This is a genomic window from Microbacterium oxydans, assembly GCF_026559675.1.
GTDB classification, from domain to species: domain Bacteria; phylum Actinomycetota; class Actinomycetes; order Actinomycetales; family Microbacteriaceae; genus Microbacterium; species Microbacterium oxydans_D.
This window is the reverse complement of sequence record NZ_CP092891.1, coordinates 1,700,268-1,713,707: the sequence shown is the minus strand read 5'-3', so window position 1 is coordinate 1,713,707 and position 13,440 is coordinate 1,700,268. Positions and strand designations below refer to the sequence as shown.

The following is a 13,440-nucleotide window of genomic DNA, read 5'->3' as shown; positions in this document are numbered from 1 at the left end:
GAGCACCCCGGCCGCCGCGGCCCTCCGGGAAGGACGAGACCCACCGTCCCGGAGCGGGGCGGTGGGTCTCGTCGTGTACGCGGTTCCCGAGCAGATTCAGGCGTCGAGGCGCAGGAGCCAGCCGTGCTTGTCCTCGCGGCGACCGTACTGGATGTCGGTGAGCTCCTCGCGCAGGGAGAGGGCGAGCTCACCGAGCGGCTGCGGCTCGTCGAACCCGTCGCCGACCAGCGCACCGATCGGGGTGACCACCGCGGCGGTGCCGCAGGCGAACACCTCGACGATGTCGCCGGACGCCACGCCCGCACGCCACTCGTCGATCGAGATCGGTCGCTTCTCGACGGTGTAGCCGCGGTCCTCCGCCAGCTGCAGGAGCGAGTCGCGGGTGATGCCCTCGAGGATGCTGTCCGACTCGGGCGTGACCACGCGGCCGTCCTTGAAGACGAACACGACGTTCATGCCGCCGAGCTCCTCGACGTCGCGCTTCTCGTTGAGGAAGACGACCTGGTCGCAGCCCTTGGCGCTGGCCTCGCTCTGCGCGAGCAGGCTCGAGGCGTAGTTGCCGCCGGTCTTCGCCTTGCCGGTGCCGCCCTTGCCCGCGCGGGCATACTCCTCGGACAGCCAGATGCGCACCGGCTTCACCCCGCCGGAGAAGTAGGCGCCCGCCGGGCTCGCGATCACGTAGTAGGCGACCTTCTGCGCCGCGCGGACGCCGAGGAAGGCCTCCTTCGCGAACATGAACGGCCGCAGGTACAGGCTCTGGTCGGCGCCGGTGGGAACCCAGCGACCGTCGACCGCGATGAGCTCGCGCAGCGACTGGATGAAGTACTCGGTCGGCAGCTCGGGCAGCGCGAGACGACGGGCGCTGGCCTGCAGACGCGCGGCGTTGCGGTCGGGGCGGAACGTGTGGATCGAGCCGTCCGCGTGGCGGTAGGCCTTGATGCCCTCGAAGATCTCCTGCGCGTAGTGCAGGACGGACGCCGCGGGGTCGAGCGGGATCGGTCCGTAGGGCTGCACGCGCGGACGGTGCCAGCCGCCCTTGACGGACCAGCAGATGTCGACCATGTGGTCGGTGAAGACGACGCCGAAACCCGGATTCTCCAGGACCTCGGCGAGCCGCGCGGGAGACGCGGCAGTCAGGTTCTTCGTGACGGCGAACTCCAGGGGAGCCACGGTCGCCTCGGCATCGATGGTCGTCATCTCATCATCCATTCCTCGTGGGTGGGCGCATCCTCGCGCCCGTTCAGCCTACGCCTGCGGTCAGAGGCGTGCAGTGATCGCGGAGCCGATCTCCGCGGTGGTGCGCGCGCCGGTGCGGGCGGCGATGTCGGCCTCGACCGCCGCGCTGATCCGCGCGGATTCGGCGGTGAGGCCGAGGTGGTCGAGCAGCAGCGCGATCGAGAGGATCGCGGCGGTCGGGTCGGCCTTCTGCTGGCCCGCGATGTCGGGCGCCGAGCCGTGCACGGGCTCGAACATCGAGGGGAAGGCGCCGTCGGGGTTGATGTTCCCCGATGCGGCGAGCCCGATGCCGCCGGTCACGGCTCCCGCGAGGTCGGTGAGGATGTCGCCGAACAGGTTGTCGGTGACGATCACGTCGAAGCGCGAGGGGTCGGTGACGAGGAAGATGGTGGCCGCGTCGACGTGCAGGTAGTCGACCGTCACGTCGGGGTGCTCGGCCGCGACCTCGTTCACGATCCGCTGCCAGATCGCACCGGCGTGCACGAGCACGTTCGTCTTGTGCACGAGCGTGAGCGTGCGGCGGCGGCGCTCGGCCAGCTCGAAGGCGTAGCGCACGACGCGCTCCACACCGAAGGCCGTGTTGACGGAGGTCTCGTTCGCGACCTCCTGCGGGGTGCCCCGGCGGATCGTGCCGCCGTTGCCGACGTACGGTCCCTCGGTGCCCTCGCGGACCACGACGAAGTCGATCTCGCCCGGCGCGGCCAGGGGTCCCGGTGCACCGACGAACAGCTTCGACGGGCGCAGGTTGACGTAGTGGTCGAGCGTGAAGCGCAGCTTGAGGAGGAGGCCGCGCTCGATGTTCGCGTCCTTGAGGCGCGGGTCGCCGGGGGTGCCGCCGACCGCGCCGAGCAGGATCGCGTCGTGCGCGGCGATCGCGGCGAGGTCCTCGTCCGTGAGCGTGTCACCGGTCTCGAGGAAGCGTCCGGCTCCGAGCGAGAAGCGCGTCTTGTCGAAGACCACGTCGCTGGAGGCGGTCACGGCGTCGAGCACCTTCTCCGCCTCGGCGATGACCTCGGGTCCGATGCCGTCACCCGGGATGACGGCCAGCTTCACGACACGCGACATTGACACTCCTTGCACACAGCGCGGGATGGACCGGCCCCTGCCCGACGAGGGTCGAGCGGGCCGGTCCTCCCAGCGTACTGGTCAGTGCGTGGGTGCCTTGCGCAGTGTGACGGCGGCGATGACGGCCGCGAGGACGACGAGTCCCGCGCCGATCAGCGAGGTCACCATGACGCCGGATCCGAAGGCCTCCGTCGCCGCCGCCCACAGGGCGTCGCCGAGCTGGCCGGGCAGGGCGTGTGCGGCGGTGTACGCGCCGGCGAGGGTCTCACCGGCGGCGTGTGCGACATCGGCGGGCAGGCCTTCCGGAAGCACGAGTGCGCCGCGGTAGAAGGCGGTGATGATGCCTCCGAGCACCGCGGTGCCGAGCACGGCGCCGAGCTCGTACGCGGTCTCGGACACGGCGCTGGCCGCACCGGCCTTCGCGGCGGGGGCGCTCGACAGGATCAGCTCGTTGGAGATCGTCTCCGCCGCCCCGATCCCGATGCCCAGCACCACGAACGCGACGATGAGCGGCAGGACGCCGTGCTCGTGCGTCGTGAACGCGACGATCAGGTATCCGGCCACCGAGAACGCCAGGGCGACGGGGATCACGATGTGCGGCGGCACGCGACGCGAGACCGGCACGACCGAGAGCCCGGCGACGATCATCGCGAGCATTCCGGGCACGAGGGCCAGACCCGCCGTCATCGGGGACAGCCCGAGGACGAGCTGCAGATGCTGCGACACGAAGTAGAGGAAGCCCACGAGCGCCACGACGCTGAGCAGGTTCACCAGGATCGCGCCCGAGAACGAACCGCGGCGGAAGAGCGCCATGTCGAGCATCGGCGACGTCACCCGCAGCTGGCGCCGGACGAACAGGTAGCCCATGCCGAAGCCGAGCAGCGCCCAGGCGGCGGCCGTGAGGCTGGGCCCGTCGACGGCCAGCGACTTGATCGCGTAGACCACGGGGATCATGGTCGCCATCGAGAGCACGATGCTGACCAGGTCGATCTTCCCGGGGTTCGGATCGCGGCTCTCGGGAACGAGCAGCGGGGCGGCGATGAGCAGCGGGATGAGCACCGGCACCGCGATGAGGAACACCGATCCCCACGCGAAGTGCTCGAGCAGGAACCCACCCACGATCGGGCCGAGTGCGGAACCTGCCGAGAACGCCGACGCCCAGACCGCGATCGCCATGCGGCGCTGATCGCGGTTCTGGAAGATCGAACGCAGCAGGGAGAGCGTCGACGGCATCAGCATGGCGCCGAAGAAACCGAGGAGCGCTCGCGCCGCGATGAGCAGCCCGGCGGTCGGGGCGAACGCGGCGAGACCGGAGACGGCCGCGAAGCCGATCGCTCCGATGAGCAGCAGCTTCCGGCGTCCGAACCGGTCGCCCAGGGTGCCCATCGTGACGAGGAGGCCGGCGAGCACGAGGGGGTACACATCGATGATCCACAGCTGCTCGGCGCCGGTGGGCGCGAGGGCGATGGAGATCTCGGGGAGCGCGAAGCTCAGCACCGTGTTGTCCACCGACACCAGCAGCACCGGCAGCATGAGGACGATGAGTGCCGCCCAGCCGCGGGCTCCGACGCGGGGAGCATCCGTCTCTGTCGTCGGGATCGACGCAGTACGGGTCATGGAACACCTCTCAGGATCGTGATGGCGCGGTTAGTGAACCGTCCGGATGGTATAGTAACAGAATTCCCACCTGTCCCCTGTGCAGAGGATCCACGATGCCCCGACCTCCCCTCGCTCGCGAGAAGGTGCTCGACGCCTTCGAAGAGATCCTCATCGCCGACGGGGAACGGGCGGCGACGCTCGACGCGACGGCCAAGGCGGCGGGCGTCTCCAAGGGCGGACTGCTCTATCACTTCGGCTCGAAGGACGACCTCGAAGCCGGACTCCTCGCCCGCCTGGACGACCTGACGACGCTGGACCTGGAGCGGATGGCAGCCGCGGACGAGGGCCCGGTCGCCTACTACGTGCGCACGTCCGTGATGGAGGACGACGCGCTGGACCGCGCCCTGATCGCCGCGACCCGGCTCGCCCAGGGCGGCTCGATCCCCGCCGCCGACATGCTCCGCGACACCCGACGGCGCTGGGCCGAGACGATCCGCCCGCACGTGCGCGACACCGCGAGCCTCGACCTCGTCATGCTGGTCAGCGACGGGCTCTACTTCAACAACTCGCTCGACGTGCACGGACCGGAGCGGCTGGTCCCCCGCAGCGAGGAGCTCGCCGAGCTGATCGCCCTCGTGCTCCGCGCGACGGCCTGACCGCCGGACACGCAGAGAGGGCGGGAGCTTCGCGCTCCCGCCCTCTCTCGGTATGGCTGCGGATCAGACCTCGGTGATCTCGATCTGACGGAACAGGTCGGCGTCGATCGCGTCGCGCACGTCGTCGAGCAGCTCGTCGGAGACCGGCGAGTCCAGCGTCAGCACGCTGAGGGCCTGGGCACCGGCGGCCTGACGGGCGATCTGCATGCCGGCGATGTTGATCCCGGCCTCGCCGAACTTCTGTCCGTAGACCGCCACGATGCCGGGGCGGTCGGTGTAGAGCATCACGACGTGGTGCTTCTCGATCGGCAGCTCGAGCGCGTGGTCGTTGATGCCCACCAGCTTCTCGGACTGCTTCGGACCGGTGAGCGTGCCGGACACGGAGAGCTGGGTGCCGTCGGAGAGGGCACCGGTGAGGGTGATGACGTTGCGGTACTCGTCGCTGACGTCGTCCTTGATCAGGCGCACCGCGATGCCGCGCTGTTCGGCCAGCAGCGGCGCGTTCACGTACGACACCGTCTCGCTGACGATGTTCGTGAAGACGCCCTTGAGCGCCGCCAGCTTGAGCACGCTCACGTCGTACTCGTTGAGCTCGCCGTGCACCTCGACGTCGAGGCTCGTGAGCGGCGACGTGGCGAGGGCGGCGAAGATCTGACCGAGCTTCTCGACCAGGGAGATGCCCGGGCGCACGTAGGGGTCGATCACACCGCCGGCCACGTTGACCGCGTCGGGAACCAGGTCGCCGCCGAGGGCCAGACGCACGGAGCGGGCGACCGAGACGCCGGCCTTCTCCTGGGCTTCCTCGGTGCTCGCACCGAGGTGCGGGGTGACGACGACGTTGGGCAGCTCGAGGAGCGGACGAGCGGTGCCGCCCTCGGCGGGAGGCTCCGACGTGAAGACGTCGAGTCCAGCCCCGGCGATCTCGCCGGCGACGAGCGCCGCGTGCAGCGCCTCCTCGTCGATCAGGCCGCCGCGGGCCACGTTCACGACGAACGCGGTCGGCTTCATGGCCTTGAACTGCTCGGCGCCGATCATGCCGGTGGTCTCCGGCGTCTTCGGCATGTGGATCGTGAGGAAGTCCGACTCGGCGACGAGCTCGTCGAGCGAGAGCAGCTGCACGCCGAGCTGCTGCGCACGGGCGGAGGTCACGTAGGGGTCGTACGCGACGACGCGCATGTCGAACGCGGCGAGGCGGGCGGCGACCAGCGCGCCGATACGGCCGAGGCCGACGATGCCGACCGTCTTCTCGAACAGCTCGGCACCGGTGAAGGAGCTGCGCTTCCAGGCACCGGCCGACAGCGACGCGTGCGCGGCCGGGATGCGACGGGCGAGGCTCAGGATGTGACCGACCGTGAGCTCGGCGGCCGAGACGATGTTCGAGGTCGGCGCGTTCACGACCATGACGCCGGCGGCCGTGGCGGCCTTGATGTCGACGTTGTCGAGGCCGACACCCGCACGCGCGACGACCTTCAGCTTCGGCGCGTGGGTCAGCGCCTCCTCGTCGATGCGCGTCGCCGAGCGGACGAGCACCGCGTCGGCGTCGGCCAGCGCGGCGAAGAGCGCCTCGCGGTCGGTGCCATCGACGTCACGGACGTCGAAGTCGGGGCCGAGGGCCTCGATCGTGGCGGGAGAGAGTACTTCGGCGATGAGCACGACAGGCTTCGGCACAGTGGATCCTTCGGGGCAGCGCGGCAGGCGGGAGGGGCCGATGCGCCGCACACCATGGGGGCGCGATCGCGTCAACTCTACCCGAGCGCCCGAGGCCCTCCGTGCCGTGTGACCGTGTACGACTCAGGCGCTGGGCATCGTCAGGCTGAGCGCGATCAGGCTCATCCAGAACACTGCGACGATGCCGAGGCCGGCGAGGAACACCAGTGCGAGCTCGCCCACCCTGCGACGGCGGCCGATCACGTAGGCGAACGCGAACACGATGGCGGGGAACGCGACACCGAACAGCAGCGTCGCCCACCCGCCGCCGGTCAGTCCGGTCTGCGCCATCGTGATGAGGTGAGCGACGGCGTTCCACACCGCGTAGGCGTAGAAGAGTCCCGCCAGCCCGATGACGAGACCGACGAGCCAGCGCGGCGAACCCGCGGAGACCTGAGGAGCGGTCGACGACTCGCTCATGATCCGATCACCCCCACGGTGACGAAGGGCCACGGGACGAGGAGGACCACCCCGGCGAGCAGGACGGAGACCCGGATCCAGGAGGCTCTCCCCCGCGTGAGCACCCAGCTGGCGAGGAACCACAGGGCCGGTGCGGCGATCGCCAGCACGAACCAGGGCAGGAACATGACGTCGGACACGAGGAACGAGGCGAGCGGCTGCAGCCGCAGCCCTCCGACGATCCAGCCGATCGTGTAGAGGAGGTAGACGCCCCCGATCACGCCGACGATCAGCAGCATCGGGGTGCTCAGGCCCGCCGGCTCCTCCGGGTGGGCGGCGGTCACGGTGCCGTCGTCCTCGATCGTGCCGACCTCGCCGCTGCCCTTGCCGACGGCGTTCCAGCCGCGCGGAAGAGCGGGATCCTGGGGCGGAGTCGCGTCGTCGCCGTCCCAGCTGAGGGCGTCGTCGGAATCGGAAGTCATGTCCCCAGCGTAGGACACCCGGTCCACTAGGCTCGGGGTTGCCTTCAGCCGGATCGGCGGGCATCGGACGGAAAGGGAGCACCGTGGCCGAGAGCGACAAGACGAACGCCGGCGTCGAGCCGTCCGTGAAGGACGACGCGAACGTCGAACCGCCTGCCGGCTGGGTCCCGACCCCGGAAGCCAAGGCCACGGCGACGCGCTTCCGCTGGATCGCCGCCGTGCTCTGGGCCGTCGCGATCATCGGCGAGGGCGTCGGCATCTTCTGGCTCCTGCGTCAGCGCGTCTTCGTCGGCGAGGACGGCGAACTGCTGCGCAACCCCGACACCGGTCTCCTGGAGGAGCACGGCGTCTCGGCACAGTTCCCGCAGTGGGCCTTCATCGCCCTCCTCGTGCTGCTCGTCGTGATCGCGGCCCTGTCGATCACCGGGTCGGTGCTGTGGAAGAAGGCGAACCGCCTGGATCCGGCGCGCAAGTCCGACAAGGTGCGGTTCTTCGTGCAGAACCAGCTCGGTGCGATCATCGCCATCGTGGCGTTCCTTCCGCTGGTCATCCTGATCTTCCTGAACAAGGACATGTCGAAGGGGCAGAAGACGACCGCCGGCATCGTGGGCGTCGTCCTCGCCGCACTCGCCGCCATCGTCGGCATCGACTTCGCGCCGTCGTCCGTCGAGCAGTACACCGCCGACCAGTCCGCGGTCATCCAGCTCCTCGGCAAGGACCAGGTGGTCTGGGTCGAGGGCGGCAAGGTCTATCACGTCTGCGATGAGGTCTCGGCGATCCAGACCGGCAGCGAGATCATCACCGGCACGACCGCTCAGGCCGTCGAGGCCGGCAAGACCCGACTGACGCTCCAGTTCGCCTCGGAGCTGCGCGCCTGCGACCTGCCGGTGCCGGAGAACGACGAGGAGATCACCGAGGCGCTCCGCCAGATCCAGGCCGGACAGGTCGACACCGTCCTTCCCGCGCCGGTCTGGGCCGACTCCGTCGAGCCGCCGCTCGTGGTCGAGGACGCCCCGGCCGAGTGACCCGGCTGCGGCGCTAGTCGGCGTCGAGCGCGGCCACCAGCCTCTCCTCCGCGGAGGAGAGGTGCGCGTCGAGGAGAGCGGCCGCGCGATCGGCGTCTCCGGAGGCGACGGCGTCGAGGATTTCGGCGTGCTGGGCGGCGATCTCGGCGGCGTCCAGCAGCTGCCGTCCCTGCACCTGCGCCATGCACAGCCGCACCTCGTCGAGAACGCTCCGGTACATCCGTCCCGTCCGCTCGCTCTCGAGCGCGTCGATCAGGGCGGTGTGGAACCGGAGGTCGGGGTCGACGGTCGCCGGGTCCGGCCCCGGCGGCATCGCGAGGATCTCGGCGTTCGCGTCGAGCGCCGCCTGCGGCACGGTTCCGTCGACGGCGAGGTCGCGCAGGGCCGCACTCTCCAGTCGCGCCCGCGTGCGATAGACGTCCCGCACGGTGGCCGGGTCGATCGCCACGACGCGCGCGCTCCGATGAGCGGTGCGGACCAGGAGCCCCGCGGCGACGAGCTGCTCGATGGCCGCTTTCGCGCTGGGTCGCGCCACGCCGAAGGTCTGCGACACCGCAGCCTCCGTGAGCGGAGTGCCCGAGCGGATGTCGCCGCGGAGGATGCGTCCGCGCAGCTGTGCCGTGACGGCATCCACCACGCCGACGATCCCCAGCGGTGCGTCCGTGGTCGTGGTCATGCGGTCAGCCTATCGAAGCCGTGCGATCTCGGTACACTTGTCAGACAATCTTTCGACGGAGCAGAGGAGCACCGTGCCGACCACACTCGCCGAACCACTCGACCCCGCACTGCTGGGCTCGACGACGCAGGTGCACTCCCGATCCATCGACCGCTTCGCACGCGCCCACGATGCGTCCCATTACCTCCTGATCCCGGACGCGGTGCTCTCCCCCGCGGACGCCGAGGGCGTCGCCCGTGCCTTCGGAGCGGTCCGCGCGGCCGGACGCACCCTCACCTTCCGCTCCGGTGGCACCAGCCTCTCCGGCCAGAGCGTCAGCGGAGACATCCTGGTCGACACGCGGAGCAACTTCCGCGACATCCGCGTCGAAGAGGACGGTGCCTTCGTCCGGGTCGGCCCGGGCGCGACCGTGCGTCAGGTCAACACCCGCCTGACCCGCCATCGTCGCAAGCTCGGACCCGACCCCGCGAGCGAGATCGCCTGCACGATTGGCGGCGTCGTGGCCAACAACTCCAGCGGCATGGCCTGCGGCATCACCGAGAACTCCTATCAGACGATCGAGTCGATGACGCTCGTGCTCCCGAGCGGCACGATCCTCGACACCGGTCGGCCCGATGCGGATGCCGTGCTGCGCGCCGCCGAGCCCGCGATCGCCGAAGGGCTCCTGGCCCTCCGCGCACGCCTGCTCGCCTCGCCCGAGCACGTCGCGTTCCTCCGCCAGCAGTTCTCGATGAAGAACACGATGGGCTACGGGCTCAACGCCCTCCTCGACTTCGACGAGCCGGTGCGCATCCTCGAGCACCTCGTCATCGGGTCCGAGGGAACGCTCGCGTTCGTCGCGGAAGCCCGGTTCCGGACGATCGAGGTGCGACCGGCGATCGCGACCGGCCTGCTGGTGTTCGAGACCCTCTCCGCCGCGATGACCGCACTGCCCGACCTCACCCGTCTGGGTCTCGCGACCATCGAGCTGATGGATGCCGCATCGCTCCGCGTCGCGCAGGGGCTCAGCGACGTGCCGGCCGCCATCGCCGAGATCGAGGTGCAGGGGCACGCCGCGCTTCTCGTCGAGGTGCATGCCGCCGACGCCGATGCGCTCGCGGACGCGAGCGCCGGTGCGCAGGCGCACTTCGAGGCACTGCCCCTCGCTGTCGCTCCGCGGCTCACGACCGACGCCGCCGAGCGCGCCGCCCTGTGGCATGTGCGCAAGGGCCTCTACACCGCCGTGGCCGGAGCACGCCCGTCGGGGACGACCGCGCTGCTGGAGGACATCGTCGTCCCCGTCCCGCGTCTGCTCGCGACCTGCGAACGGCTGATCGAGCTGTTCGCCGAGCATGGCTACGAGGGCTCGGTCATCTTCGGCCACGCGAAGGACGGCAACGTCCACTTCCTCCTCAACGAGCGCTTCGACGACGCCGACAGCGTGGCACGCTACCGGAGGTTCACGGACGACCTGGTCGACCTGGTCCTCTCCCAGCAGGGATCCCTCAAGGCCGAGCACGGCACCGGTCGCATCATGGCGCCCTTCGTGCGTCGGCAGTACGGCGACGAGCTCACCGACATGATGTGGGAGATCAAGGGCCTGCTCGACCCCGACGGCATCCTCAACCCCGGTGTGGTCCTCTCGGACGACCCCGACTCGTACCTGCACGACCTCAAGCGGGTGCCGACGGTCGAGAGCGAGGTCGACCGTTGCGTCGAGTGTGGCTACTGCGAACCCACGTGCCCGAGCAAGAGCATCACGCTCACACCGCGTCAGCGCATCGTGATCCGCCGCGACATGGCGTGGGCCGAGGAGCAGGGCGACACCGAGCTGCTGCGCGACCTGCAGAAGGACTACGACTACGACGGCGTGCAGACCTGCGCCGTGGACGGCATGTGCGGTGTCGCGTGCCCGGTCGACATCAACACCGGCGACCTCGTGCGCCGGCTGCGAGCCGAGCAGACGAACGCGGTCGAGGGCGCACTCTGGGGGACGGCGGCGAAGCACTGGAGCACCGTGACCCGTGCCGGCGGCGTGGCGCTGACCGTGGCCGACGCCCTTCCCGCGCCGCTGGTGCGCGGAGTGACGCAGGTCGGCCGGGCCATACTCGGCGCCGACACCGTCCCGCTCTATGACGGCGGGCTCCCCCGCGGCGGCTCCAAGCCCCCGCGGCCCGATGCGCCCGCCGACGCCCAGGCGGTCTTCTTCGGCGCCTGCATCGGCACGATGTTCGGTGCGGAGGACGAGGGCCGGGGATCCCGCGATGCGCTGCGCGACCTCCTGGACCGCGCAGGGATCCCGGTCGTGATCCCCGAGGAGAACGGCGGTCTCTGCTGCGGGACCCCGTGGAAGTCGAAGGGGCACCTCGACGGCTACCGGCTCATGTCGGACCGGGTGCTCGATTCGCTGTGGGAGGCCAGCCGCCACGGCGAGCTCCCCGTGGTGTGCGACGCCGCATCCTGCACCGAGGGCCTCGACGTGATGCTCGCCCAGTCGGTGGCGAAGAACCCGAATTACCGGGGCCTGCGGATCGAGGACGCCACCACCTTCGTCGCCCGCGAGGTGCTGCCGCGCCTGAGCGTCACGGAGAAGCTCCCGACCGTGGCCGTGCACCCGACCTGCTCCACGACCGCGCTGGGAGCGACGGGCGCACTGACCGCGATCGCGGCGGCGGTGGCGGACGACGTCTTCATCCCCGAGGGCTGGGGCTGCTGCGCGTTCGCCGGCGACCGCGGGATGCTGCATCCCGAGCTCACCGCCAGTGCGACGGCCCAGGAGTCGGCGGAGATCGCCGCGGCCGAGGGCGAGCGGGGCGGATTCGACGCCTTCGTCTCGGCCAACCGCACGTGCGAGATCGGGATGACCCGCGCCACGGGGCGCCCCTACCGCCACGTGATCGAGGTGCTGGAGGAGCTCACCCGCCCCTGAACGGCCGGACAGAACGAAAGAACGGGCGCCCCGAGGGGACGCCCGTTCTTTCGTCGGATACTCGGGTCAGCGCGCGGCGCTGCCGTCGATGTAGTCCTCGTCCTGCTGCTTCCAGGCGAAGAGCGAACGCAGCTCCTTGCCGGTGACCTCGATCGGGTGCTGCTCCTCCTTGGCGCGCAGCGCCAGGAACTCCTCGGCACCGTTGTCCTGGTCGTCGATGAAGCGCTTGGCGAAGGCACCGGACTGGATGTCGGCGAGGACGCCCTGCATGCTCTCCTTGACGCGCTCGTCGATGACGCGCGGGCCCGAGACGTAGTCGCCGAACTCGGCGGTGTCGGAGATCGACCAGCGCTGCTTGGCGATGCCGCCCTCCCACATCAGGTCGACGATGAGCTTCAGCTCGTGCAGCACCTCGAAGTAGGCGATCTGCGGCTGGTAGCCCGCCTCGGTCAGCGTCTCGAAGCCGGCCTGGACGAGGTGGCTCACGCCACCGCAGAGCACGGCCTGCTCGCCGAACAGGTCGGTCTCGGTCTCCTCGGTGAAGGTCGTCTTGATGACGCCGGCGCGGGTGCCGCCGATGGCCTTCGCGTACGAGAGCGCGAGGTCCCAGGCCTTGCCCGATGCGTCGCGCTCGACCGCGATGATGTCCGGGATGCCACGGCCCGCGACGAACTCGCGACGGACGGTGTGGCCCGGCGCCTTCGGGGCGACGAGGATCACGTCGACGCCCTCGGGAGCGTCGATGTAGCCGAAGCGGATGTTGAAGCCGTGCGCGAAGGCGAGGGTCTTGCCGGCCGTGAGGTTCGGCGCGATGGACTCGCTGTAGATGATGCGCTGGTGCTGGTCCGGCGCGAGGATCATGATGACGTCGGCCCACTCGGTGGCCTCGGCGACGGTCTTGACCGGGAAGCCGGCCTCCTCGGCCTTGGCAGCGGACTTGGAGCCCTCCTTGAGCGCGATGGCGACCTCGACGCCCGAGTCGCGCAGGTTCTGCGCGTGGGCGTGGCCCTGCGAGCCGTATCCGACGATCGCGACCTTCTTGCCCTGGATCAGGGACAGGTCGGCGTCGGCGTCGTAGAAGATCTCGGTGCTCACTATGTGTTTCTCCTTGTTCTTTGCGTTTCGTCTGGCTTCGCGCGCTCGGCGAGCGGCGAAAAGTCGGTGGTCAGGTCTGTCAGCCGCGCAGGACGCGCTCGGTGATGCTCTTGCCGCCGCGGCCGATGGCGAGGAGACCCGACTGCGCGATCTCCTTGATGCCGAAGGGCTCGAGCGCGCGAAGCATCGCGTCGACCTTGCCCTTGTCGCCGGTCACCTCGATCACGAGCGCGTCGGAGGCGTAGTCCACCACGGATGCGCGGAAGAGGTTCACCACCTCGATCACGTTCGAGCGCGTGGCGTTGTCGGTGCGCACCTTCACGAGCATGTGCTCGCGCTGCACCGACGTGGCGAAGTCGAGCTCCACGATCTTGATCACGTTGATCAGCTTGTTGAGCTGCTTGGTGACCTGCTCGAGCGGGAGCTCGTCGACGTCGACGACGACGGTGATGCGGGAGATCCCCGGCACCTCCGTCACGCCGACGGCGAGGGAGTCGATGTTGAAGCCGCGACGGGCGAACAGCCCGGCGACGCGGGTGAGGAGGCCGGGGGTGTTCTCCACCAGCAGGCTCAGCACGTGGGTCGACATGGA

Annotated in this window: 11 protein-coding genes and 1 pseudogene; 3 read left to right on the top strand and 9 right to left on the bottom strand. The window is 70.0% G+C overall.

What is annotated here, in order from left to right; genetic code table 11:
* Positions 1 to 96: 96 nt before the first annotated feature.
* The 3 genes from MME74_RS08100 to MME74_RS08090 form a co-directional block, all read right to left on the bottom strand.
* Entirely contained in the window at positions 97 to 1,197 is a 1,101-nt protein-coding gene (locus MME74_RS08100) for a branched-chain amino acid aminotransferase (RefSeq protein WP_267418287.1), read from the bottom strand.
* Positions 1,198 to 1,257: 60 nt separating this feature from the next.
* Positions 1,258 to 2,301 carry a 3-isopropylmalate dehydrogenase gene (locus MME74_RS08095; RefSeq protein WP_267418286.1) on the bottom strand — a complete coding sequence of 348 codons (1,044 nt, stop codon included), beginning with the start codon at positions 2,299 to 2,301 and terminating at the stop codon, positions 1,258 to 1,260.
* A gap of 81 nt (positions 2,302 to 2,382) precedes the next feature.
* Positions 2,383 to 3,918 (bottom strand): MFS transporter, encoded by a 1,536-nt coding sequence (locus MME74_RS08090; protein ID WP_267418285.1) that lies wholly within the window; start codon positions 3,916 to 3,918, stop codon positions 2,383 to 2,385.
* Positions 3,919 to 4,013: 95 nt separating this feature from the next.
* Here MME74_RS08090 and MME74_RS08085 point away from each other — a divergent pair, with 95 nt between their 5' ends.
* Positions 4,014 to 4,556: a TetR/AcrR family transcriptional regulator gene (locus tag MME74_RS08085; protein ID WP_267418284.1), complete on the top strand. Its 543-nt coding sequence runs from the start codon at positions 4,014 to 4,016 to the stop codon at positions 4,554 to 4,556.
* 63 nt (positions 4,557 to 4,619) lie between these two features.
* On the opposite strand, the gene serA is transcribed toward MME74_RS08085, so the two are convergent.
* The 3 genes from serA to MME74_RS08070 all read right to left on the bottom strand — a co-directional run bounded on the left by serA (position 4,620) and on the right by MME74_RS08070 (position 7,144).
* Positions 4,620 to 6,224, bottom strand: a complete 1,605-nt coding sequence (serA, locus tag MME74_RS08080; RefSeq protein ID WP_267418283.1) for a phosphoglycerate dehydrogenase — start codon at positions 6,222 to 6,224, stop codon at positions 4,620 to 4,622.
* 123 nt (positions 6,225 to 6,347) lie between these two features.
* Positions 6,348 to 6,683 (bottom strand): hypothetical protein, encoded by a 336-nt coding sequence (locus MME74_RS08075; RefSeq protein ID WP_267418282.1) that lies wholly within the window; start codon positions 6,681 to 6,683, stop codon positions 6,348 to 6,350.
* Entirely contained in the window at positions 6,680 to 7,144 is a 465-nt protein-coding gene (locus tag MME74_RS08070; protein WP_267418281.1) for a hypothetical protein, read from the bottom strand. Before MME74_RS08070 ends, MME74_RS08075 begins: the two co-directional genes overlap by 4 nt.
* A gap of 83 nt (positions 7,145 to 7,227) precedes the next feature.
* Between MME74_RS08070 and MME74_RS08065 the strand changes: the two genes are divergently transcribed.
* A complete protein-coding gene (locus tag MME74_RS08065) occupies positions 7,228 to 8,169 on the top strand; it encodes a hypothetical protein (protein ID WP_267418280.1) in 942 nt (313 codons plus the stop codon).
* Positions 8,170 to 8,182: 13 nt separating this feature from the next.
* Here the strand turns inward: MME74_RS08065 and MME74_RS08060 are convergent, their stop codons facing one another.
* Entirely contained in the window at positions 8,183 to 8,845 is a 663-nt protein-coding gene (locus MME74_RS08060; RefSeq protein WP_267418279.1) for a GntR family transcriptional regulator, read from the bottom strand.
* A 73-nt stretch (positions 8,846 to 8,918) separates the two neighbouring features.
* Here MME74_RS08060 and MME74_RS08055 point away from each other — a divergent pair, with 73 nt between their 5' ends.
* Positions 8,919 to 11,753, top strand: coding sequence for an FAD-binding and (Fe-S)-binding domain-containing protein (locus MME74_RS08055; protein WP_267418278.1), 2,835 nt, complete (start codon positions 8,919 to 8,921; stop codon positions 11,751 to 11,753).
* A 66-nt stretch (positions 11,754 to 11,819) separates the two neighbouring features.
* On the opposite strand, the pseudogene ilvC reads toward MME74_RS08055, so the two are convergent.
* Both ilvC and ilvN read right to left on the bottom strand, forming a co-directional pair.
* Positions 11,820 to 12,893: pseudogene (ilvC, locus tag MME74_RS08050) on the bottom strand (ketol-acid reductoisomerase); the annotation flags it as partial.
* A 34-nt stretch (positions 12,894 to 12,927) separates the two neighbouring features.
* Entirely contained in the window at positions 12,928 to 13,437 is a 510-nt protein-coding gene (ilvN, locus tag MME74_RS08045) for an acetolactate synthase small subunit (RefSeq protein ID WP_017830816.1), read from the bottom strand.
* Between the last annotated feature and the right edge of the window lie 3 nt (positions 13,438 to 13,440).